This is a genomic window from Psychroflexus aestuariivivens (genome assembly GCF_004010055.1).
GTDB lineage: Bacteria > Bacteroidota > Bacteroidia > Flavobacteriales > Flavobacteriaceae > Psychroflexus > Psychroflexus aestuariivivens.
Genome location: NZ_RQVT01000061.1, coordinates 24,780 through 49,275, shown reverse-complemented (window position 1 = coordinate 49,275; position 24,496 = coordinate 24,780). Strand labels below are relative to the sequence as shown.

The following is a 24,496-nucleotide window of genomic DNA, read 5'->3' as shown; positions in this document are numbered from 1 at the left end:
GTTCTTGTAGGTCTAAACCATTTTGCGTATCTATACGCGACGTGTTTATTTTACTTTTTATAAGTTAATATTGCTGATGAATTTTCCATAAATTCAAAGCATTAAAATCTTTCTTAGATGTTAGCAATGCATAATGAACGAATTAGTTTTTCTTCCGTAAAAAACAAGCCGGATTATCCTGACTTTTTGGATATCCAAGTGAAATCATTTCAAGATTTTTTTCAGCTTGAAACAAAACCTGAAGAAAGATCCAACGAAGGTTTATATAATACCTTCAAAGAAAACTTTCCTATTACAGACACTAGAAATCAGTTTGTTTTAGAATTTTTAGATTACTTTGTTGACCCACCAAGATATTCTATTCAAGAATGTATCGAACGTGGGCTTACATACAGCGTGCCTCTTAAAGCACGATTAAAACTTTATTGTACAGATCCTGAACACGAAGATTTTGAAACTATTGTTCAAGATGTGTACTTAGGTACTATTCCATACATGACACCAAGCGGTACTTTTGTTATCAACGGTGCAGAACGTGTAGTTGTATCTCAATTACACAGATCGCCAGGTGTGTTTTTCGGCCAATCTTTCCATGCTAACGGAACTAAATTGTATTCTGCTAGAGTAATACCTTTTAAAGGTTCTTGGATAGAATTTGCCACAGATATAAATAGCGTTATGTACGCTTATATCGATCGTAAGAAAAAATTACCAGTTACAACTTTATTCAGAGCTATTGGCTTTGAAAGAGATAAAGATATTCTTGAAATTTTTGACTTAGCAGAAGAAGTAAAAGTTTCAAAAACCGGTCTTAAGAAATATCTTGGTAGAAAACTTGCCGCAAGAGTCCTGAATACATGGTATGAAGATTTTGTTGATGAAGACACAGGTGAAGTTGTTTCTATTGAAAGAAATGAAATTGTACTAGACCGTGATACTATTCTAGAAAAAGATCATATTGAAGAAATTCTAGAAACCGGATCAAAAACGATATTGCTTCATAAAGAAGACAATCTTACTGGAGACTACGCAATTATTTATAACACTTTACAAAAAGATCCTACCAATTCTGAAAAAGAAGCGGTAGAGCATATTTATAGACAATTACGTAATGCTGAACCGCCTGATGAAGAAACCGCACGTGGAATTATAGATAAATTATTTTTCTCCGATCAACGTTACAATTTAGGTGAAGTTGGGCGTTACAGAATGAATAAGAAATTAGGTCTTGATATTAGTATGGATAGCAAAGTATTAACTAAGCTAGACATTATTACAATTATCAAATACCTTATTGAATTAGTAAATTCTAAAGCTGAAGTAGATGATATAGACCACCTTTCTAATCGACGTGTTAGAACTGTTGGAGAACAATTATCACAACAATTTGGTGTTGGTTTAGCCAGAATGGCTAGAACAATCCGTGAAAGAATGAATGTTAGAGATAATGAAGTCTTTACACCGATCGACTTGATTAATGCAAAAACATTGTCATCTGTAATCAATTCTTTCTTTGGAACTAACCAGTTGTCTCAGTTTATGGATCAAACCAATCCATTAGCAGAATTAACAAATAAAAGAAGACTTTCAGCTCTTGGACCTGGTGGTTTGTCTAGAGAGAGAGCAGGTTTCGAAGTTCGTGATGTTCATTATACACACTACGGAAGACTTTGCCCTATTGAAACCCCTGAAGGTCCAAACATTGGTTTAATTTCTTCAATGTCTGTTTACGGAAAAGTCAACAGCATGGGATTCATTGAAACTCCATATCGAAAAGTTGAAAATGGCAAAATAGATTTTCAATCAGAACCACTTTATCTTTCAGCTGAAGAAGAAGAAGAGAAACTAATCGCACAAGCCAATATTCCAATTGACGAAGACGGAACAATTACTCCAGAAAGAGTTATTGCTCGAATGGAAGGTGACTTTCCTGTTGTAGACCCAAAGGAGGTAGATTATATTGATGTTGCTCCAAACCAGATTTCATCAATTTCAGCCTCATTAATTCCATTTTTGGAACATGATGATGCTAACCGTGCTTTGATGGGCTCAAACATGATGCGTCAAGCACTTCCTTTACTGAGAGTAGATGCGCCAATCGTCGGAACTGGCTTAGAAAGACGTGTTGCACAAGATTCAAGAGTTTTGATCAATGCTGAAGGCGAGGGAACTGTGAAATATGTCGATGCTAGAAAAATTATTATCGAATACGATCGCACTGAAGATGAAAGATTAGTCAGTTTTGATACGGATGACAAAACTTACGATTTAATAAAATTCAGAAAAACAAATCAAGGTTCAACTATTAACTTGAAACCTATTGTTCGTATTGGTGATCGCGTTTCTAAGGGACAAGTATTGTGTCAAGGTTACGCAACAGATAATGGTGAATTAGCTTTAGGTAGAAACATGAAAGTGGCATTCATGCCATGGAAAGGTTATAACTTTGAGGATGCTATTGTACTTTCTGAACGCGTTGTCAAAGACGATATTTTAACCTCAGTTCATATTGATGAATACTCTCTTGAAGTTAGAGATACAAAACTTGGTAATGAAGAATTAACCAGTGATATACCAAATGTTTCTGAAGAAGCTACCAAAGATTTGGATGAACATGGTATGATCCGAATTGGTGCTGAAATCAAACCAGGAGATATTTTGATTGGTAAAATCACGCCTAAAGGAGAAAGTGATCCAACACCAGAGGAAAAATTACTAAGAGCTATCTTTGGTGACAAAGCTGGTGATGTTAAAGATGCTTCATTGAAAGCATCTCCATCTCTTAACGGTGTTGTTATCGATAAGAAGTTATTCACAAGAGCAGTAAAAGATAAACGAAAAAGAGCTCAGGATAAACAAGAAATCGATAAACTTGAAGCTAAATATCAAGTAAAATTCGAAGAACTAAGAAATAGATTGATTGAAAAATTATTCAATCTTGTTGGAGGTAAAACCGCTCAGGGTGTTCAAAATGATTTAGGGGAAGATACTTTACCGAAAGGTAAAAAGTACACTTTAAAAATGTTGAATTCTGTCGAAGATTTCAGTCATTTAACTAAAGGAACTTGGACAACCGATAAATCAACAAATGCTCTTGTTGCTGATTTACTTCACAACTACAAAATTAAATTGAATGATCTTCAAGGTAATTTAAGAAGAGAAAAATTCACAATTACTGTAGGAGATGAATTGCCTTCTGGTATTTTAAAACTTGCTAAAATTTACGTTGCTAAAAAGCGTAAATTGAAAGTTGGTGATAAAATGGCTGGCCGTCACGGAAACAAAGGTATTGTTGCAAAAATCGTTAGAGAAGAAGATATGCCATTCCTAGATGATGGAACGCCAGTAGATATTGTATTGAATCCACTTGGTGTACCATCTCGTATGAATATCGGTCAGATTTATGAAACCGTATTAGGTTGGGCAGGTCAGAAGCTTGGCAAAAAGTTTGCAACACCAATTTTTGATGGTGCAACTTTAGATCAAATTAATGAATTGACAGACGAAGCTGGAATTCCAAGATTTGGTCATACCTACCTTTTCGATGGAGGAACTGGTGAAAGATTCGACCAACCTGCAACAGTAGGTGTGATTTACATGTTGAAACTAGGTCACATGATCGAAGATAAAATGCATGCGAGATCTATCGGACCTTACTCATTGATTACACAGCAACCACTTGGTGGTAAAGCACAATTTGGTGGTCAGCGTTTTGGTGAAATGGAAGTTTGGGCACTCGAAGCTTATGGCGCATCTAGCACACTGAGAGAAATTTTGACAGTAAAATCTGATGATGTTATAGGAAGAGCCAAAACTTATGAAGCAATCGTAAAAGGTGAACCAATGCCAGAACCAGGACTGCCTGAATCATTCAACGTATTGATGCATGAATTGAAAGGTCTGGGATTAGATATCAGATTAGAAGAGTAATAAACAATCCCACTTATCGTGGGATTGCTTATCACATTATATTACAATAATTCTTTAGCACTTGTATTATGACAAGAAATAATGATAAGAATACACAAAAGAGATTTAATAAAATCTCTATTGGTTTATCTTCACCTGAAAGTATTTTAGCAGAATCCAGAGGGGAAGTTTTAAAACCAGAAACAATTAATTACCGAACTCACAAGCCAGAAAGAGATGGATTGTTTTGTGAAAGAATTTTTGGCCCAGTCAAAGATTATGAATGTGCTTGTGGTAAATACAAAAGAATTCGCTACAAAGGGATTGTTTGCGATCGTTGTGGTGTTGAAGTTACCGAGAAGAAGGTAAGAAGAGACCGCGTTGGTCACATTAACTTAGTAGTTCCTGTAGCACACATTTGGTATTTCAGATCTTTACCAAATAAAATTGGCTACCTTCTTGGTATTCCTTCCAAGAAACTCGACATGATTATTTACTATGAAAGGTATGTAGTTATTCAACCTGGTGATGCTAAGAATGAAGAAGGTGAGCCTCTTAAAAAAATGGACTTCTTAACAGAAGAAGAATACCTGAATATTTTAGATGAACTTCCGCAAGAAAATCAATATTTAGACGATGAAGATCCAAATAAATTCATCGCAAAAATGGGTGCTGAATGTCTTCTGGAAATATTAAAGCGTTTAGATTTAGATGAGCTTTCTTACGACTTAAGACACAAGGCAAACAACGAAACTTCTAAGCAGAGGAAAACTGAAGCTCTAAAACGTCTTCAGGTTGTTGAAGCTTTAAGAGATTCAAAAAACAATAGAGAGAATAATCCTGAGTGGATGATCATGAAAGTGATTCCTGTAACTCCACCAGAATTAAGACCTCTTGTGCCGCTTGATGGTGGTCGTTTTGCTACTTCAGATTTAAATGATCTTTATAGAAGAGTAATTATTAGAAATAATCGTTTAAAACGATTAATGGAAATAAAAGCGCCTGAAGTTATTCTTAGAAATGAAAAACGTATGCTTCAGGAATCTGTAGATTCTTTATTTGACAACACAAGGAAATCTTCTGCTGTCAAAACTGATTCTAACAGACCATTGAAATCACTCTCTGATTCCTTAAAAGGAAAGCAAGGACGTTTCAGACAAAACCTTCTTGGTAAGCGTGTGGATTATTCTGCCCGTTCTGTCATCGTTGTTGGACCAGAAATGAAAATGTTCGAATGTGGATTGCCAAAAGATATGGCAGCAGAACTTTACAAGCCTTTCGTCATCAGAAAACTGATTGAAAGAGGAATTGTAAAAACTGTAAAATCTGCTAAGAAAATAATTGACAAAAAAGAGCCTGTTGTTTGGGATATTCTTGAAAACGTACTGAAAGGACACCCTGTGTTGCTTAACCGTGCTCCAACCCTTCACAGACTTGGTATACAAGCATTCCAGCCAAAATTAATTGAAGGAAAAGCAATTCAATTGCACCCATTGGTTTGTACTGCATTCAACGCCGATTTCGATGGTGACCAAATGGCAGTTCATTTACCTCTAGGGCCAGAAGCAATTCTTGAAGCTCAGTTATTGATGTTGGCATCACACAGTATTTTGAATCCAGCTAACGGATCTCCAATTACTGTACCTTCTCAAGATATGGTTCTTGGCTTGTATTATATGACAAAACCTAGAAAATCTACTCCAGAACATACTGTAAAAGGTGAAGGTTTGAGATTTTATTCAGAAGAAGAGGTCAATATTGCTTATAATGAAAAACAAGTAGACTTAAATGCTTTAATAACAATAAGAGCAAACGACCTTGATGAACAAGGAAATATTGTTAAGAAAAATATTGAAACAACTGTTGGTCGTGTTTTGTTTAATGAAACTATACCAGACAGTGTTGGTTTTATAAATGACGTGATGACCAAAAAAGCACTCCGTGATGTTATTGCACGTGTGCTTAAGAAAACTTCAGTTCCTGAAACTGCAGAATTTTTAGATGAAATCAAAAATCTTGGTTATACGTTTGCATTCAGAGGTGGTTTGTCATTCTCATTAGGTGATATTATTATTCCAGAGGAAAAACAATCCATGATTGATGATGCAAATCAAGAAGTTGAAGGTGTAATTGGAAACTATAACATGGGTCTGATTACTAACAACGAGAGATACAACCAAGTTATTGATATTTGGACTGCTACAAATGCAAACTTGACAGAATTGGCAATGAAGCGAATTCGTGAAGACAAACAAGGTTTCAACTCTGTATTTATGATGTTGGATTCTGGTGCGCGTGGTTCCAAAGAACAAATTCGTCAGTTAACTGGTATGCGTGGTTTGATGGCTAAGCCTAAAAAATCCACTTCAGCTGGAGGTGAAATTATTGAAAACCCGATTTTATCTAACTTTAAAGAAGGACTTTCAATTTTAGAATATTTCATTTCTACTCACGGTGCGCGTAAAGGTCTTGCCGATACCGCTTTGAAAACTGCTGATGCTGGTTATTTAACTAGACGTTTGGTCGATGTTTCTCAAGATGTGATTGTAAGAGAAGAAGATTGTGGAACACTTCGTGGAATCGATGTTTCAGCACTAAAAAAGAACGACGAAGTTGTAGAAAGTTTAGCTGAAAGAATCGTTGGTAGAACTGCTCTCGATGATGTTATTGATCCAATTTCTCAAGAGTTAATTGTAGAAGCTGGTGTTGAAATAAATGAAGATGCAGCTGATAAAATAGAAAATTCAGCTTTAAATTCAGTTGAAGTTCGTTCCCCATTAACTTGTGAAGCTAAGAAAGGAATCTGTGTAAAATGTTATGGTAGAAACCTTTCAACTAACAAAACGGTTCAAAAAGGTGAAGCTGTTGGCGTTGTTGCTGCACAATCTATTGGAGAACCTGGTACACAGTTAACACTTAGAACATTCCACGTTGGTGGTATTGCAGGTAACATTTCAGAAGAAAACAAATTAGAAGCTAAGTTCGATGGTGTTGCAGAAATCGAAGATTTGAAAACTGTCAAAGGACAAGATAGTGACGGGAATGAAATAGATATTGTTATTTCAAGAACTTCAGAAATCAAAGTTATTGATAAAAAATCTGGTATTGCTTTAAGTACGAATGTCATTCCTTATGGTTCTCAAATTATGGTGAGTCCAGGTGATAAGATCAAAAAAGGTGATGTCATTTGTAAATGGGATCCTTATAATGGTGTGATTATTTCTGAATTCTCTGGTAAAATTGAATTTGAAAATATTACTCAAGGTCAGACTTACGAAGTTGAAAGTGACGAACAAACAGGATTCCAGGAAAAAGTAATTATAGAATCTAAAAATAAACGTAAGATTCCAACACTTCATATCAAAAATAACGAAGATGAAGTAATGAGATCCTACAATTTACCAGTTGGAGCTCACCTTATGGTTGATGATGAGGAAGAAATCAAAATCGGAAAGATTTTAGTTAAGATTCCTAGAAAATCTTCTAAAGCTGGTGATATTACAGGTGGTTTACCACGATTAACTGAGCTTTTTGAAGCTAGAAATCCTTCAAACCCAGCTGTTGTGAGTGAAATTGATGGTGTAGTTTCATTTGGAAAAATCAAAAGAGGTAACCGTGAAATCATTATCGAGTCTAAACTTGGTGAAGTTAAAAAATACTTAGTAAAACTTTCTAATCAAATCTTAGTTCAGGAAAATGATTATGTGAAAGCAGGTATGCCATTGTCAGATGGTTCTGTAACACCAGAGGACATCTTAAACATCAAAGGCCCAAGTGCTGTTCAACAATATTTGGTGAACGAAGTTCAGGAGGTCTACAGATTGCAAGGTGTACAAATTAATGACAAACACTTCGAAGTCGTAGTGAGACAAATGATGAGAAAAGTGAAAATCCAAGATTCGGGAGACACTATTTTCCTAGAAAATCAATTGGTTCACAAGGAAGATTTCATTGAAGAAAATGATAGCATTTTCGGAAAGAAAGTTGTTGAGGATGCTGGCGATAGTACAAACCTTAAGCCAGGGCAAATCGTTACTTTAAGAGAATTGAGAGATGAAAACTCTATCCTAAAAAGAGAGGACAAGCAAATTGTTTCAGCTAGAGATGCTGAATCAGCAACAGCAGCTCCGATCTTACAAGGTATTACAAGAGCGTCTTTACAAACCAAGTCATTTATTTCCGCAGCTTCTTTCCAAGAAACTACAAAAGTTCTAAATGAAGCAGCTGTTAGTGGAAAAATTGACTACTTAGAAGGATTGAAAGAGAACGTTATTGTTGGACATAGAATTCCAGCTGGAACTGGTCTTAGAGAATTCGACGACATTATCGTTGGTTCGAAAGAAGAACTAGCAACAATGATGGATAAAAAACAAGAAGTAAACGTAAATTTTAATTAGTTATGAGCGATCAAAGCGATAAAAAACAGAAGAAGCTTAATATTCAAATCGATGATGATATTGCACAAGGCATTTATAGCAATTTGGCAATTTTGAATCATTCTCAATCAGAATTTGTGTTAGACTTTGTAAATGTTATGCCAGGTTCACCTAAAAGTAAGGTGAGATCTAGAATAATATTGACACCTCAACATGCAAAACGATTGTTAAGAGCTTTGAATGATAATATCAGTCGTTTTGAGAAAAACCACGGGACAATTAAAGAACAAGATAAACCAAATATTCCAATGAATTTTGGCGGTCCAACAGGTGAAGCTTAATTAGTTAAAACTAAAATTATTCAAACAAAAAATGCCTCAAGTTGAAAAACTTGAGGCATTTTTTTATTTTAGGATTTTAAAATTTATTGAGCAGCTTTCAGTCCAAATGAAATTTTAATATTGTCATCGATAAATTTATCTCCTAAATTATCAACAAATGATTTTGACATGAATTTGATACCCCATTCAGTTCTGTCTAAAACAATTTCATCAGACATCAACTTCATTTCACTTTTATCATTAGACATAGACATATCAACAGGGAAAGAAATGTTTTTTGTTTGACCCTTTAATGTCAAATTTCCTGACATCATCATTTTTCCTTCTTTTTTGCTTACATCTGTAATTTCAAAACTTGCAGTAGGATATTTCTCAACGTTGAAGAAATCATCTTTTTTACCTTCTACAGTTCCTTTTAAGTGATTTTCCAAGTCCTTTTTGTCATCACCTTCCAAATCTTGAACAGTTATTGTTTCCATGTCCAAAACGAAACTTCCTCCTTCAATCATGCCATCTTTTACGTTTATAACACCATCTTGAAGTTTTACAATACCATTGTGCTTTCCAGTTGGTTTAGAACCAACCCAGTTTACCACAGATTCGTCAGTGTTTAAGTTGTAAGTTAATGATTCTTCGCTTTTTTCACTAGCCTTTTCAGCTTCAGATGTTTCCGTTTTTTTATCGCTTTTACAGGCGATTGTTCCTAATGCTATTGACAAAATCAATGCGGAATTTAATAATCTTCGTTTCATAATTATTTTATTTTAAATTTAATTTGTATCAATATTAATCAAAAAGCATGCTAATTATATAACTGTCATTATGACATTTTATGTGACTTGGCAATACATTTGTCAAGTTAAAAGTAAAAGTATAAAAATGACTAAAAAAAATAAAGATACAGAAGAAATTAAAGATTCTGATAAAACTACAAAAGAATCGAATAATCCTACCAATTCTGAGGAAAGAGAATCAAAAGAAAACACTTCAGAAGTTAATTCTGAATCTGAAGACGTCAATGTTGAAGCAACCGACAATACCGGAGAAGAACTTTCTAAAGAAGAAAAACTTCAGATTGAGCTAGATGCCAAAAATGATAAGTATTTACGCCTATTTGCTGAATTTGAAAATTATAAAAGAAGAACTTCTAAGGAACGAATTGAGCTTTTTAAGACTGCAAGTCAAGAAGTTATGCAGTCTTTGCTGCCAGTTTTAGACGATTTTGACAGAGCACTAAACGAAATAAGAAAATCTTCTGACAAAACAGTTTCTGAAGGTATAGAATTGATTCATAATAAACTTAGAGAAACTCTTTACAGCAAAGGCTTGGAAGAAATGAATGTCAAATCTGGTGACAATTTTGATTCTGATTTACATGAAGCAATCACGCAAGTACCAGCACCTAGCGAAGACTTGAAAGGGAAAATCATTGATGTAGTTGAAAAAGGTTATACACTTGGGGAAAAAATTATCAGATTTCCTAAAGTTGTTACCGGTAAATAGAAATTTATGAAAGACGATTATTACGATATATTAGGAATTAGTAAAAGTGCTTCTCAGGCAGAAATTAAGAAAGCCTATCGAAAGATGGCAGTTAAATTTCACCCTGACAAAAATCCGGGTGACGAAGAAGCCGAAACTAAATTTAAGAAAGCAGCTGAAGCATACGAAGTTTTAGGGAATGAAGAAAAAAGACGTAAATATGACCAGTTTGGTCATAGTGCTTTTGACGGTTCTCAAGGTTTCGGGGGCGGCGGTATGGATATGGATGACATATTCAGCCAATTTGGAGATATTTTTGGCAGTGCCTTTGGCGGCGGTCGCTCAAGCGGATTTTCAGGATTCGGTGGTGGTTTCGGCGGACAAAGTGGCAGAAGTAAAGGCGGGAATTTAAGAATTCGTGTAAGTCTGACACTCGAAGAAGTTGCTAATGGCGTTGACAAAAAAATTAAAGTTTCTAGAAAGAAAAAACCTGACGATACAACTTTCAAAACTTGTACAACTTGTAAGGGTTCTGGGCAAGTCACGCGTGTTACCAATACTATTTTAGGTAGAATGCAGACTGCTTCACCATGTACTGCGTGTGGCGGATCTGGTCAGATCTTAGATAAAAAAGGAAGTGGAACAGATGCTCACGGACTTAAAATGACCGAGGAAATGGTATCTATTAAAATACCAGCTGGTGTTGAAGATGGCATGCAATTAAAAGTTTCAGGTAAAGGGAACGAACCTGTAGGAAATGGTATACCTGGAGATCTGATTGTTTTAATTGAAGTGAAAGAACATGAACACCTGAAACGAGACGGTGAAAATCTTCACTACGATTTGTACATTAGCTTTGCTGAAGCAGCTCTTGGCGCAAGTAAAGAAATCCAGACCGTGTCAGGAAAAGTTCGAATTAAGGTAGAACCAGGAGTACAAAGCGGTAAAATTTTGAGGTTAAGAAATAAAGGTTTACCAAACTTAAATGGTTATGGTATTGGCGATTTGTTGGTTCATACAAATGTTTGGACACCACAAACGCTAAACAAAGAGCAAAAAGAGTTTTTTGAAAAAATGGTGGGAGACACAAACTTTGAACCTGATCCCAAAAAATCTGATAAATCCTTCTTTGAAAAAGTAAAAGATATGTTTTCTTAAACAAGTTAACAAAAATTTATATATATTTGAACATCACTAAAAATTTTTAGTGATGTTTTTCTTTTTCATAGCAATTTTTTTCCCATCCTATTTTTCATAGGGTGGGTTTTGTTTTTATGAAATTCCATTCTCTTCAAAACAAAAATAAATCTCGTTGCCGAACAATTTCAGAACACTTATATTTAAACCTTAAAATTTAATTTTAATTATGGCGAAAATTTTAATCATCGAAGATGAAGATGCGATTAGACGTGTGTTGAAAAAAATCCTTTTGGAAGAAGAAAAATCCTATGAAGTTGAAGAAGCTGAAGATGGACTTTCTGGTATAGAATTAATCAAAAAAAATGAATATGATTTGGTACTCTGCGATATCAAAATGCCTAAAATGGATGGAATAGAAGTGCTATCAGCGACCCAAAAAATTAAACCTGAAATACCAATTGTAATGATTTCTGGTCACGGTAATCTAGAAACTGCAGTTGAAACGATGAAAATGGGAGCTTTCGATTATATATCTAAACCACCAGATTTAAATCGCCTTTTGAATACTGTTAGAATTGCATTGGATCACAATCATTTAGCTCAAGAAAACAAACAGTTGAAAAAGAAAGTGAGCAAAAGTTTTGAAATGGTTGGCAACTCTGAAGAATTGACTCATATCAAATCTATGATTGAAAAAGTGGCACCAACCGACGCTAGAGTTTTGATTACTGGTGAAAACGGTACAGGCAAAGAATTGGTGGCGCACTGGCTTCATGAAAAAAGTGACAGACATAAGAAACCCTTTATTGAAGTGAATTGTGCAGCAATTCCTTCAGAGTTAATTGAAAGCGAACTTTTTGGTCATTTGAAAGGTGCATTTACTTCAGCAAATAAAGATCGTGCTGGTAAATTTGAAGCTGCCAATGGTGGTACAATTTTTTTAGATGAAATCGGTGACATGAGTTTGTCTGCCCAGGCCAAAGTTTTAAGAGCACTTCAGGAAAGCAAAGTTCAGCGCGTTGGTAGTGATAAAGATATCAAAGTTGATGTGCGTGTCATTGCCGCAACCAACAAAAATTTAAAAGAAGAAATAGAACAAAAAAGATTTCGTGAAGATTTATATCATCGTTTGGCTGTCATAATTATAAACGTCCCTGCGCTCAATGAACGTCGAGATGATATCCCTGTTTTAGTAGAATATTTTGCTGAAAAAATAGCCAGCGAACAAGGAAATAAACCTAAGAAATTTACAGACGATGCTCAAAACCTATTAAAAACTTTAGATTGGACTGGAAATATTAGAGAATTGAGAAATGTAGTAGAAAGACTTATTATTTTAGGAGACAAAAAGATTACTGCAGATGACGTTAAAACTTTTGTTCAAATTAAAAAATAATTCAGTTTTTTGGAGGAGTATATTTTAGAAAATACATAATATCTCCACTTGGATGCTTCCAATCTTTCAGCAATTCAAATCCATAACGTCGATAAGCGACACTCACTTTTCTAATGCGAGTTTCAGCATAAATTGGCAATTGCAAAGCTTTGGAGATTCTGAACATTTCGTCCTTCATTTTGTAAGGCGTTTTGTCACTTGTATTTCCACGAGCATCGGGCAAAATTCCCCAAAACCAGCAGTAAAGAAACTCACCTTCATTTGGTCGTTGTTGTCTTACAAATTTTTGAGATTTTAAAGCTTTCAATCCCTTTTTAATACCTGTAACATTGATAGCTAACTTCAAGTCGTTTAGTAATTCTGTCCAAAAACCATCGCCTTTACCATCCATTTTGAAAAAAATAGCGATTCCCCGACCATCATCAGAAACTAAAAGTGCATCTTTTTTGATTGCTTTTTCAATCATATGTTTGGCTAAATACCTAAAACGCCATTCTTTTTTAGAATCATCCTTTACAATTTCCATAGAAGTTGGAATTTCTTGTAAAATCTGTGCTACATGCTCAATCACTTCACCTTTGTCGTAATCTTTCTTCAAAATCAGTCGTTTTTTTAGAGTTCAAATATAATTTAAAATACTAACTCAGCCATTTCATTTCCCAATACTATTTAAAAATTGGGTTTAACCTTCTTCTGAAAAATTTAGCTTAAAATATTACAGCATTTTCCTATAAATTGATGTCAAAGCTTACTTTTGCAAACTAAATTTTGTCATTTGAATTTATCGCTTTACACCAAAGAGTTTTCTAAAAACTTAAACTTGGCTTTTCCAATTATGATGGGGCAGTTAGGTCATGTCTTGGTCGGTTTTATAGATAATTTAATGATAGGACAACTTGGGGCTGCACCTCTGGCTGCAGTTTCTTTAGGAAATACATTGGTGTTTTTTGCCTTGTTTTTGGGGATAGGTTTTAGTTTTGCTATTACACCACTAATTGCTGAAGCAGATGGTGAAGGAAATGCTCAAAAAGGACGGGCTTATTTTCAACATGGATTGATTATGTGCACTGTCAATGGTGTAATTTTGTTTTTGCTGTTATTCTTAGCCAAACCCATTTTACAAATGATGGATCAACCACCAGATGTTGTTGATTTGGCTTTGCCATACCTTGACATAGTGGCATTTTCCTTAATTCCGTTAATGATTTTTCAAGGGTTTAAGCAGTTTGCTGATGGTTTGTCAATGACAAAATACGCCATGTATGCTACGCTTTTGGCAAATATTGTAAATGTAATTTTTAATTATTTGTTGATTTATGGTGTTTGGTTTTTTCCAAGATTAGAACTTGAGGGTGCAGCCATCGGAACACTAATTTCTCGTGTGTTCATGCTTTTGCTTTTATATTTCATTTTGAGCCGTCGTCCAAAACTGAAATCTTACTTCATTCTAATGAAAAGACCATTAAGCAAAAATATTTTTAGGAGACTTGTCAATTTAGGTTTTCCAACAGCTTTACAAATGTTGTTTGAAGGTGGAATTTTTACCGCTACAGTTTTGCTTGCTGGAACTTTAGGAACCAATCCACAAGCTGCGAATCAAATTGCATTGAATTTAGCTTCCATGACTTTTATGATTGCCGTTGGACTTGGCGTTACTGCAACAATTCGAGTCGCCAACCAGAAAGGAAAACAACAATTTAAGACTTTGCGAGACGTTGCTTTCTCCATCTTTCTTCAAGTTTTTTTGATTGAAAGTATTTTCGCTTTAGGATTTATTTTGATGAAAAATTTCTTACCAACTTTATATATTGACGATGCAGAAGTTATTGTATTAGCTTCACAGCTTTTAGTTATTGCAGCACTTTTTCAATTGAGTGATGGTCTGCAAGTTACTATTTTAGGTGCTTTGCGCGGACTTCAGGATGTAAAAATTCCAACCTTGATATGTTTCATCGCATATTGGCTCATTGGCTTCCCAGTATCATATTTTGCAGGAAAAGCAGACGTTTTGGGAAGTAGCGGAATTTGGTTAGGTTTACTTTCAGGTTTGACTGCATCTGCAATAATGTTGTATATTCGTTTTAACTATTTATCTAAACAACAAATTGAAAAATTCGATTTGAAAAACATAACTTCATAATGAAATTACCAAGGTTTATTTTAGGCGATAACACAGATTTGCCAGAATCTATTTTTATAATTCATACTGAATTTCCTAGATTTATCATTGATTTGAAAACAGATGAAATAGAATGGCTAGAAGAATTTGATGTGGACAATCAAGAAGAGTTAATTGAAGAAACTAATAATTTAATTAAAGAAGCTTCTGAGTTTTACGACCGAGAAGTTGAAAGATATCAGTAATGATAGAAAAGTTGAAGCAATTAGATACTGAACTTTTTTTATATCTCAATAATCTAGGAATCAAAGAATGGGATTGGTTTTGGGTGTTTATCACCGAAAAAGAGATTTCAATGCCACTTTATGCAATTTTATTATTCTTAGTTTTTAGAGCTTTAAAAGCTAAGGGGCTTTTAATTACGATTTTAATTGTTGGTGTGATGGTGGCTTTTACCGATCAATTTGCAAATATTTTCAAAGACACCTTCGAAAGACCAAGACCTTGCAACGAAGATTTCATAGAACATGGGCGTTTTTTAGCTAAACGGTGTGGAAAATATGGCTATTTTTCTGGACATGCTATCAGTTCTTTTGCCGTGGCTGTGTTGATTGGCAATCTTTTGAAAAAGCACTATAAAAATATTATGCTTTGGCTATTGATTTGGGCTTTTTTTGTAACCTACAGCAGAATTTACATTGGCGTGCATTATCCAGGTGACATTTTGACTGGAGGTATTATTGGTGTTCTTGTTGGCTACGGTTTGTATCGATTGCATTTGGTGCTACAAAGCAAATTCAACGTAAGGCAAGATTAGTTTTGATTTAGTAAATCGAGTAAATATTCCGCAGCTTCAAAAGGCGTAGTTTCGTTGGCCTCAATCTTTCTAAATATTTCTGGCAATGCTTTTTTTATAGTTTCATTTTGATAAAAATTCTTTTTCAAAGCATCTTCAATACTTTGTTTGAGCCAAAATTTATTTTGATCAATTCGTTTTTGTTCAAAATAACCATTGTTTTTAGTGGTTTCAAAATATTTTGAAATCATGCTCCAAACTTTATCAATACCTTCATTTTTCAGTGCACTTGCTAACTTTACTTTGGGAGACCAACCGTTTTGTTTTGCAGGATACATATGCAGCGCCCGATTGAATTCTACTTTAGCATTTTTCGCCGCTTTTATATTTTCACCATCTGCTTTATTGATAACAATCGCATCTGCCATTTCTATAATGCCGCGCTTAATGCCTTGTAGTTCATCGCCAGCACCGGCTAATTTCAGAAGTAAAAAGAAATCTGTCATGCTGTGAACCGCCGTTTCACTTTGTCCAACGCCAACGGTTTCTACTAAAATGACATCATAACCAGCAGCTTCACATAGCAGAATACTTTCACGGGTTTTTCTTGCCACGCCACCAAGCGATTCGCCTGAGGCTGTTGGACGAATGAATGCATTTTGTTCCAAAACTAATTTTTCCATACGTGTTTTGTCACCCAAAATACTACCACGCGTTATTGAACTTGTTGGATCAACTGCTAGGACGGCTACCTTTTTTCCTTCAGAAATAAGTTGTAGACCAAAACTTTCTATAAATGTGCTTTTACCAACGCCTGGAACACCAGTAATTCCAATTCTAATGGATTTATTGGCGTGAGGTAAGCAAGATTTGATAATTGTTTTTATGTTGGAGTTGTGCTTTTTTTGTTGACTTTCAATTAATGTAATAGCGCGACTTAATGCAGTTTTATTACCGTCTAAAATCTTCTGAATCAGATCTTCCACATCTATTTTTTGCCTCCGCAATGCTTTAATTCTTTCAGCTGAAGTTTGGCTTAAATTCGTGCTGGTGGCACTTTCGTTTTCAGGAAGTGCGGATTTATTTGTTTCTTTTGAAGACATTTAATCTTAGATTTAGTACAAATTTATGAATTCATTTTTTTAAACAGTCATTGCGATTAGTATATTCGAATGAACTTTTAAAAAAAATAAAATGGAGACACTTTATACAGCGAAAGCAACAGCTAAAGGCGGCAGAAAAGGCCACGTAAAAACTGAAGACGGACCGATAGATTTACCTTTAAGTATGCCAAAAGGACTTGGTGGAGATGGTGGCGATGGTGTAAATCCAGAGCAACTTTTTGGCTCTGCTTATTCTGCTTGTTTTGGTAGTGCTTTGGGCTTAGTCGCTTCTAAACATAAAGTAGATTTAGGCGATTTTAGCGTTACAGCGAATGTGAGTATCGGGAAAACCGACGAGGGAGATTTACAACTTGCGGTCGTTCTAGATTCATATTTGCCAGGTGTTGATGATATTGAAACTGGCGAAAAGTTAGTTAATGAAGCTCATGAAGTATGTCCGTTTTCTCGTGCGACAAGAGATAATATTGATGTGACTTTGAATTTACTCAGAGACGAGTAATTCATTCTATAATATTTTAGATTTCTTATCAAGAAAGTAAAAAACGAGGTTTATCCTCGTTTTTTTTATTTTCACTTTTCACTTCAATCTATTCAATTTAGAAATTTGTTTAAATTTTTTATGAAAATATAATTTTTGAAAGCTAGATAATATCTAATTCAATTCGTATACAATCAGTTGGTTATGTTTATTTTTTTAGAATAAAAATAAATCAGTGAATCAGACAAATTTTAAATTCAACTTAAACCTGTATAATATTCAACGATTTTTTTAGTTATAATTTAACCTTGTGGCTTTTTCTAAGTCTTAGTGAACCAAAAAATTATAACCAATCATGCCAAAACTCCTATTTGCCCTTTGCTTTATTTTGTTTACAAGTTTACTTTCAGCTCAAGAATACACAATTTCTGGTAGAATTATCGATAAAACCACAAATCAAACTTTATCTTCAGCTACAATTTATGCTGAAAGTGTTCAGGATTCAACCATGTTGAATTATACAATCTCAGATAAATCGGGTGATTTTTCAGTTGAAATTAAAACGAAATCTCCTAAAATTAGACTAAATGTAAGTTATACAGGAATGCAGCCTTATCAAAATATTATCGAATTGACCGATTCTGAAATTGATTTAGGAGACATCAAAATGCAAGAAATGGCTAGCAATCTTGACGAAGTAATTCTAAAAGTCGACCGCTCCCCAATTACCATAAAACAAGATACTTTGGAATTTAATGCAGCTTCTTTTAAGACCCGTCCCAATGCCAATTTGGAAGAAACACTAAAAGAATTGCCAGGGGTTGAAGTCGATGCTTCAGGAAATATAACAGTAAACGGAAAGCCAGTTCAGAGAATAATGGTCAATGGTAAAGAGTTTTTTGGTGATGATCCAAAAATTGCTACGAAAAATTTACCAAAAGAAATTATCAATAAAATCCAAGTTGTCGATACGAAAACGAAATCCCAGGAATTTACGGGAGAAGAAGGAGATTCTGAAAACAAAACCATCAATATTACCATTGACGAAGATAAAAATCGCGGTTTCTTCTCACGTGCAACTGTTGGCGGTGGTACAGATGAGCGTTATGAAATGAGTGGTATTGCTAATTATTTTCAAAATGAAAGACGTCTTAGTATTTTGGCAAGCTCTAATAATATAAACAGTTCTGGGTTTAGTTTTGACGAAGTTTACGATGCTATGGGCAGTCGGGCTTATTCAGTGACAAGAAATTCAGGAGGTAGTTTTGGTATCAACGGAATAAATTTTGGCAATAATAACGGGATCACCAAATCAGAAACTGCTGGACTAAACTTTGTAGATGAATGGGATGATAAATACGAAATTTCTACAGATTATTTTTACGGTGGCAATGAAACAAGAACAAGGACTTCAACAAGAAGAGAAAATATTTTGCCAGATCGAAACTTTTTTTCAAATTCAGAAAATAGTTCGATAAGAGATAATGATTCTCATAGAGGAAACATGGATTTTTCTATAGAACCAGATACACTAACTAGAATTTCTATTCGTCCCTCTATCAATATCAACAAAGGGACATCTCAAAGCTCGAATACCTCAGAATCATTAGATGAAAATGGAGATTTGTTCAACTCTTCTATAAGTGAAAATAATTCAGAAAACACCAGTTTAAACTTTAATAATAATCTATATGCGACTCGTAAATTTGGTGATCGTGGTGCATTCGTAAGTTTGAATTTTAGAAATAGGAACAGCAAAACCGAAAGTGATAACTTTTTCTTTTCTGAACGGCAAACCTTTGGAGATAATGCCAATACAGAAATCCAAGACCAATTGATTTCAGAAGACAATCATTCAGATTCTTACGAACTTGGTGCTAGATATCGTGCTGTAATGACCGAAAATTTGTTTTTGGATTTTTCATACTCATATGAAATTGAATCAAGTAAAAATGAAAGGAGCGTTTTTGATTTTAATGATAGTACAAATGATTATTCAGATTTCAATGAAAATTTGAGTAATGAGTTTGAAGTGAAAGGGGAAAAACATATTCCAAGTTTTGGATTGCAATATGAAGGAGAAAAATTACGAACTGGATTTGATGTGGGATTGCTAAATACCAGTTTGAAAACAGAAAATCTGATTCAAAATGTTGGTTTCGATAATGATTTCAATAATCTTTTTGCAAGTGCTAATATTCGATATAGTTTTGAGAAGTCTAAAAGGCTGAGTTTTTATTACAGAAATAGTACAGATATTCCTAATGTGCAGCAATTACAACCAGTTAGAATTCAAACCAATCCATTGAATGTCATCGAAGGTAATCCAAATTTGAAACCTTCTTTTAGTCAAAGGATTAGTGCCAATTTCAATAATTTCGATTTTAAAACCAGATCTGGATATGGTTTCTACGCAAATTATACCTACATAACTGATCAGGTTGTTTCAGTAAATTTCACCGACGAAGATTTATTGCGAACAACGACTTACGACAATATAAGTGGCGTCCAAAATGCTTACCTAAATTTTTATTATAGCAAACAAATTAAATCTGAAAATGAAGATACTTATAGGTTGCGTGGTAACATAAATGGTCGGTACGCTAAAAATTTAGGCTTTACCAACGGACAACGTTTTGAAAGTGAAAATTACGTAATATCACCAGGACTTGGTATTACCTATGAAAAAGATGAGGTTGTAACACTTACGCCACGTTTTGGAATTGATTATAACTTAAGAAATTACAACATCAACTCCGATCGAAATGAAGAATTCACCAATTTGAATTTTTCATTTGAAGCAACAACTTATTGGCCAAAAAATGTAGTGTTTGGAAATGATATCACTTATTTTAAATACGGCAATGTGGCAGCAGACTTTAGATCTACTTCATTGCAATGGAATATGAGTCTCGGTTACCAGTTTTTGGATGAAAACGCCACGTTGAAATTCAAAGTTTACGATTTGTTGGATCAAAATATCGGAACACGAAGAACAACAGGAGATGATTTTGTTCAAGATACCGACCAACTGATTTTGGAACGATATTTTATGGTGAGTTTTACTTATAAATTTAGTAAATTCGGAGGAAAGGATCCAAATAATAAACGAAGAGGTTGGTAAGTGAAATCACAATTTTGGATAAATATCTCTGCTATATTTGAAAATTTCAAAATACTTAAGAACGGCCTGCATTTTATCGATTTCTAATTCTGAAAAGAAATTTCGCCAAGAAGAAATCTGAATTTCAGGTTCAATTTTAGATTCACTTAAAGCTGTTTTACTTCGCTTTTCAATATCTAAATTTTTAAGATCAGTTTCGATATTCCAACGCTGAAAAATTTCTTCTAAAACCTTTTCAGGTGAAGTTACCAAATGTTCGTAATAAATTGTAATCCATTTTCTGTTGTTCTCAGGATGTTTCAGAACAACCGAATTAGTGATGCACCAATAAGCTGTTAGCAATTCGGCTTTCGAGGTTAAGCTTTCCAAATATTCTTGATGAATTTTGAACACTTCATTATAATGTGTTTGCGGAAGTGAGAATTTTTCATCGGTATGCGACCAGCTGCCATGTTTCAACTGTGAAGCGACAACGCCAAACGGATGGCGAACCATATAAACTGGAAGCAAATCGAATTTAAAATTTTTCACCAAATAGGGCAGAAGCATCGATCCTCTGCAGAACTTAATAACAGCGGAATCACTATTGACCAACGCATTGCGTGGACTCATTTGTGCCAACCACCAATTCATGATTTTTCCAGAAAACAAATTTTGAAAATAATTTTTAGCTTCAGGCCAGTTGGCATCCTCAGGAATATATTGTCGCCAACCAAAGCCAATTTCTTTGACTTTTGAGACATTTTTGAGGTGAAGCGGTTCAAAAATCATCGGTTTTTGAGTGGCTCTGCACAAAACTTCTGCCAGCCAAGTGCTGCCACCGCGTGGATCTGAAAAAAGCAATACATGTTTTGAAGTCTCAAATTGAAGCCGAGGCATCCAAAAAGTTTTCAGCCTCAACTGAATTGATTTTCGCAAGTTGCTAAATGTCAAAATTTAAGGTTTATGTGAATACTCAAAGCTGAATTTACCAACTGCCACCTGCGCCGCCACCGCCAAAGCTGCCGCCACCGAATCCACCACTGAATCCGCCGCCACCGCCAAAACCGCCAGACGAAGAACCTCCAAAACTACCGCCGCCCATGCTGCGTCCCATACTACCTAAAATAAGTATGTCTAGCAAATCCGGCGAGGAATTTCTGTGACCGCTACCAGGTCCGCCACCTTTGTTTTTTCTTCTGGTAGCTATTATAATAATAACTACAACTATTATGAAAGGAAAAATAAAAAATGCCCAGGGGAATTCTTCTTTTTGTTTTTGGATTTGATCGGCGTCAAATTTTCCAGCCAAGACTTCAAAAACAGCATCTGTACCTTTATCTAGACCTTCGTAATAATTCGCTTTTCTAAATTCTGGAAGAATAATGTTTTCAATAATCGTTTTTGAAGTCGCATCTGTAAGTCGGTCTTCAATTCCATAACCCGTTGTAAACCAAATCTTACTATCTGCCTTAGCGACTAAGATAAGTAATCCGTTGTCCTTATCTTTCTGACCAATTCCCCACTTTTCCGCCCATTCTGCGGCATAAGTTCCAATATATTCACCATTTAAACTATTGATTGTTGCAATAACAATTTGCGTAGAAGTGGTGTCTGCATAGGTTTCTAACTTTTGCCTGAGCTGTTTGGTTTCATCGTCTTTCAGAAAATCAGCACCATCATAAACAGAGATTTCTTTTTTTGGTTTGTCAGGAATATTCAACTGTGCAAATGCACTGAAGCTAAAGAGTAAGGCTAAAATTAAGCTTGCAATTCCTATTTTTCTATTAAAAATCATATTGTTTATCCTTTTGAAATTTCGTCACTCAATTCATTTTCATCATCAGATTTGTAAGGGAAGTGTTTTTTAAGCTCTTCTCCAGCTTTCAAAATGCCTTGAACCAAACCATTTTTAAAATGATGATGTTTGAAATTGCTAATGATTTCATCTCTAGTACTTTCCCAGAAATCTTTTGGCACCACTTCATTAATGCCTTTATCTCCGATAATAGCAAATTGATGATCGTCTATCGCAACATAAATCAGAACGCCATTGGAAAGCTCTGTTTTCTGCATTTCCAATTCTTCAAAAACAGTTTTGGCACGTTCTACAGGATCCCCGTCACATTTGTGTTCTATATGGACGCGTACTTCTCCAGAGGTGTTGAGTTCAGCTTCTTTGATGGCTTCAACAATGTCTCTTTCGTCTTTGTTGTTGATAAATTCTGATACTTTAGTCATAAGATTTGAGTTTTTCTAATCAAAATTAAATTCAACTTCTTTGGCGTCTTCAGAACCTTCATCGGCCTGATATCTTGTCATTTCTTCAAAACCAAACCATCCAGCAAAAATGCTATTTGGGAAAATCTTGATGTGTTTATTATATTCTCCTACCGTCTCATTGTAACGATTTCGCTCGACATTAATTCGGTTTTCAGTACCTTCTAATTGAGTTTGTAAGTTCATGAAGTTTTGATTGGATTTCAAATCTGGATAGCGTTCAACACTTACTAACAATCTAGATAATGCGGAGGTTAAACCGCCTTGGGCTTGTTCAAATTGCTTGATGCTTTCTGGATTCAAATTGTTGGCATCTACGTTTACAGAAGTTGCTTTGGCTCTAGCTTCTATAACTTCAGTCAGTGTATTTCTTTCAAAATCTGCCGCACCTTGTACGGTTTTTACCAAATTTCCGATAAGGTCGTTTCGACGCTGGTAGGCGCTTTCAACATTACTCCATGCGGTTTTAGCATCTTCCTGCAGTGTTACTGCAGTATTATTGAAACCTTTTGTCCAGCTGTAAAAACCAAAGCCGACGATTACAATTACAATTATTGGGATTAGCCATTTTTTCATGAGTTATTTATTTTTAAAGTTGATTTTTTATTTTAATAAGTTCAGATTTGACGTGCTTTAATTTGCTGATAATTTCAAATTTCGATAAAACATTGCTTTTGTCTTCTCTTAAATGGGTTTTAGCTCCTTCCAGAGTAAACCCACGTTCTTTAACAAGGTGAAAAATCAAAGCGATTGTCTTGACATCTTGTTGGGTGAATTTTCTGTTGCCTTTCGCATTTTTTTTGGGTTGAATTTCATCAAATTCCTTTTCCCAAAAGCGAATCAAAGAGGTATTGACTTCAAAAGCATCTGCAACTTCACCTATATTGTAATATAGTTTTTGATCTAGCCCACGTTCCATTAATCTAGAGATTGGTTTTCCAAAGCAGATTGATTCAACATAATATCATACTCTTCAGCTGTCAAATCTCCATGATAAAAATTAATTGGATTTACCACTCTTTTGTTTTTGTGGACTTCATAATGCAAATGTGGTGCTGTAGAAAGTCCTGTATTTCCAATATAACCAATTACTTCTCCACGTTTAACCTTTTGTCCTGGTCGCACATTAAAATTTTCTAAGTGAGCGTAATAGGTTTCATATCCAAAATCGTGGTCTAAAACAATCAAATTACCGTAACCCGTAGATTTTTTTGCTTCTTTTACAATCGCATTTCCTGTAGCATAAACTTCAGAATTTTTAGGTGCTGAAAAATCCATCCCATTGTGCATTTTTCGGTATTTCAAAATAGGGTGCATCCGCATGCCATAACCTGAAGCTGTCCTTTTTAAATCATCATTTTTCACCGGTTGAATAGCAGGAATGGAAGCGAGAAGTTCATCTTTATTTTTAGCCATTTCTGCAATTTCATCTAGTGATTTAGACTGAACTACAATACGTTTTGAAAGTTGATCTAGCTTTTTCGACGTTTCTGTAATGATTTCAGAATTTTCAAATCCTTCTAAATTTTTATAACGATTGATACCTCCAAAACCAGACCGTCTTTGCTCGGCTGTTATCTGGTTTGCTTCAAAATATACTCTATAAATATTATTGTCCCTTTCTTCTACATTTTCTAAAACACTTATAACTTGATCCATACGTTTATTAAGGATTTCGTACTGGAATTTCATGTTTTCGATCTCACGCTTATAAGCCTTTTCCTTAGGTGTTTCAATATTTGGTATATTAAGATAGGCAATGAGCAACAAAAAACTTGTAGCTACAATTCCTAGAAGAAAAACCAATATTTTGGCTATACTTTTGCCTTTTTTTGGCTCGATTTTCCTGTAGGAAAGGGTCTCGCTATCGTAGTAATATTTTACTTTACTCATTCTTTTAATTTATAGTATTTTTGCAAGCGTAATTTGCGCAATACATTGGCGTTAACTTA

The 24,496-nt window shown here is 34.7% G+C and carries 20 protein-coding genes; 11 read left to right on the top strand and 9 right to left on the bottom strand.

The window, feature by feature from the left end; translation table 11 throughout:
- Positions 1-117 precede the first annotated feature (117 nt).
- The 3 genes from rpoB to EIG86_RS12985 all read left to right on the top strand — a co-directional run bounded on the left by rpoB (position 118) and on the right by EIG86_RS12985 (position 8,626).
- Complete coding sequence (rpoB, locus tag EIG86_RS12995) at positions 118-3,930, top strand: DNA-directed RNA polymerase subunit beta (RefSeq protein ID WP_127846618.1); 3,813 nt, start codon at positions 118-120, stop codon at positions 3,928-3,930.
- A 68-nt stretch (positions 3,931-3,998) separates the two neighbouring features.
- Positions 3,999-8,306: a DNA-directed RNA polymerase subunit beta' gene (gene rpoC / locus EIG86_RS12990; protein ID WP_127846617.1), complete on the top strand. Its 4,308-nt coding sequence runs from the start codon at positions 3,999-4,001 to the stop codon at positions 8,304-8,306.
- 2 nt (positions 8,307-8,308) lie between these two features.
- A complete protein-coding gene (locus EIG86_RS12985; RefSeq protein ID WP_127846616.1) occupies positions 8,309-8,626 on the top strand; it encodes a DUF3467 domain-containing protein in 318 nt (105 codons plus the stop codon).
- An 83-nt stretch (positions 8,627-8,709) separates the two neighbouring features.
- On the opposite strand, the gene EIG86_RS12980 is transcribed toward EIG86_RS12985, so the two are convergent.
- Positions 8,710-9,378 (bottom strand): YceI family protein, encoded by a 669-nt coding sequence (locus EIG86_RS12980; protein WP_127846615.1) that lies wholly within the window; start codon positions 9,376-9,378, stop codon positions 8,710-8,712.
- A gap of 127 nt (positions 9,379-9,505) precedes the next feature.
- On the opposite strand from EIG86_RS12980, the gene EIG86_RS12975 reads away from it, so the two are divergent.
- The 3 genes from EIG86_RS12975 (at position 9,506) to EIG86_RS12965 (ending at position 12,644) form a co-directional block, all read left to right on the top strand.
- Complete coding sequence (locus EIG86_RS12975; RefSeq protein ID WP_127846614.1) at positions 9,506-10,129, top strand: nucleotide exchange factor GrpE; 624 nt, start codon at positions 9,506-9,508, stop codon at positions 10,127-10,129.
- A 6-nt stretch (positions 10,130-10,135) separates the two neighbouring features.
- Positions 10,136-11,266 (top strand): molecular chaperone DnaJ, encoded by a 1,131-nt coding sequence (gene dnaJ / locus EIG86_RS12970; protein ID WP_127846613.1) that lies wholly within the window; start codon positions 10,136-10,138, stop codon positions 11,264-11,266.
- Positions 11,267-11,474: 208 nt separating this feature from the next.
- Positions 11,475-12,644, top strand: a complete 1,170-nt coding sequence (locus EIG86_RS12965) for a sigma-54-dependent transcriptional regulator (protein WP_127846612.1) — start codon at positions 11,475-11,477, stop codon at positions 12,642-12,644.
- 1 nt (position 12,645) lies between these two features.
- On the opposite strand, the gene EIG86_RS14145 is transcribed toward EIG86_RS12965, so the two are convergent.
- Positions 12,646-13,242 carry a hypothetical protein gene (locus EIG86_RS14145; protein ID WP_157983141.1) on the bottom strand — a complete coding sequence of 199 codons (597 nt, stop codon included), beginning with the start codon at positions 13,240-13,242 and terminating at the stop codon, positions 12,646-12,648.
- 177 nt (positions 13,243-13,419) lie between these two features.
- Here EIG86_RS14145 and EIG86_RS12955 point away from each other — a divergent pair, with 177 nt between their 5' ends.
- The 3 genes from EIG86_RS12955 to EIG86_RS12945 are packed head-to-tail and all read left to right on the top strand — an operon-like array spanning position 13,420 to position 15,580.
- Positions 13,420-14,784 (top strand): MATE family efflux transporter, encoded by a 1,365-nt coding sequence (locus tag EIG86_RS12955; RefSeq protein WP_127846611.1) that lies wholly within the window; start codon positions 13,420-13,422, stop codon positions 14,782-14,784.
- Positions 14,784-15,008, top strand: a complete 225-nt coding sequence (locus tag EIG86_RS12950) for a hypothetical protein (RefSeq protein ID WP_127846610.1) — start codon at positions 14,784-14,786, stop codon at positions 15,006-15,008. Before EIG86_RS12955 ends, EIG86_RS12950 begins: the two co-directional genes overlap by 1 nt.
- A complete protein-coding gene (locus tag EIG86_RS12945; protein WP_127846609.1) occupies positions 15,008-15,580 on the top strand; it encodes a phosphatase PAP2 family protein in 573 nt (190 codons plus the stop codon). The genes EIG86_RS12950 and EIG86_RS12945 overlap by 1 nt, the downstream gene beginning before the upstream one ends.
- Here EIG86_RS12945 and meaB read toward each other — a convergent pair.
- A complete protein-coding gene (gene meaB, locus EIG86_RS12940; RefSeq protein WP_127846608.1) occupies positions 15,577-16,662 on the bottom strand; it encodes a methylmalonyl Co-A mutase-associated GTPase MeaB in 1,086 nt (361 codons plus the stop codon). The genes EIG86_RS12945 and meaB overlap by 4 nt on opposite strands.
- 91 nt (positions 16,663-16,753) lie before the next feature.
- Here meaB and EIG86_RS12935 point away from each other — a divergent pair, with 91 nt between their 5' ends.
- Complete coding sequence (locus tag EIG86_RS12935; protein WP_127846607.1) at positions 16,754-17,182, top strand: organic hydroperoxide resistance protein; 429 nt, start codon at positions 16,754-16,756, stop codon at positions 17,180-17,182.
- Between the two features lie 334 nt (positions 17,183-17,516).
- Entirely contained in the window at positions 17,517-20,285 is a 2,769-nt protein-coding gene (locus tag EIG86_RS12930) for an outer membrane beta-barrel protein (RefSeq protein ID WP_127846606.1), read from the top strand.
- A gap of 6 nt (positions 20,286-20,291) precedes the next feature.
- On the opposite strand, the gene EIG86_RS12925 is transcribed toward EIG86_RS12930, so the two are convergent.
- The 6 genes from EIG86_RS12925 to EIG86_RS12900 form a co-directional block, all read right to left on the bottom strand.
- The gene (locus EIG86_RS12925; protein WP_192901739.1) at positions 20,292-21,185 is read right to left on the bottom strand and encodes a sulfotransferase domain-containing protein; all 894 of its coding nucleotides are present in this window, start codon (positions 21,183-21,185) and stop codon (positions 20,292-20,294) included.
- Positions 21,186-21,252: 67 nt separating this feature from the next.
- Complete coding sequence (locus EIG86_RS12920; protein WP_127846604.1) at positions 21,253-22,062, bottom strand: TPM domain-containing protein; 810 nt, start codon at positions 22,060-22,062, stop codon at positions 21,253-21,255.
- A gap of 5 nt (positions 22,063-22,067) precedes the next feature.
- Positions 22,068-22,505 carry a TPM domain-containing protein gene (locus tag EIG86_RS12915; protein ID WP_127846603.1) on the bottom strand — a complete coding sequence of 146 codons (438 nt, stop codon included), beginning with the start codon at positions 22,503-22,505 and terminating at the stop codon, positions 22,068-22,070.
- A gap of 15 nt (positions 22,506-22,520) precedes the next feature.
- Positions 22,521-23,120 (bottom strand): LemA family protein, encoded by a 600-nt coding sequence (locus EIG86_RS12910; protein WP_127846602.1) that lies wholly within the window; start codon positions 23,118-23,120, stop codon positions 22,521-22,523.
- 13 nt (positions 23,121-23,133) lie between these two features.
- Positions 23,134-23,463 carry a MerR family transcriptional regulator gene (locus tag EIG86_RS12905; RefSeq protein WP_127846601.1) on the bottom strand — a complete coding sequence of 110 codons (330 nt, stop codon included), beginning with the start codon at positions 23,461-23,463 and terminating at the stop codon, positions 23,134-23,136.
- Positions 23,463-24,437, bottom strand: a complete 975-nt coding sequence (locus EIG86_RS12900) for a M23 family metallopeptidase (protein WP_127846600.1) — start codon at positions 24,435-24,437, stop codon at positions 23,463-23,465. The genes EIG86_RS12905 and EIG86_RS12900 overlap by 1 nt, the downstream gene beginning before the upstream one ends.
- Between the last annotated feature and the right edge of the window lie 59 nt (positions 24,438-24,496).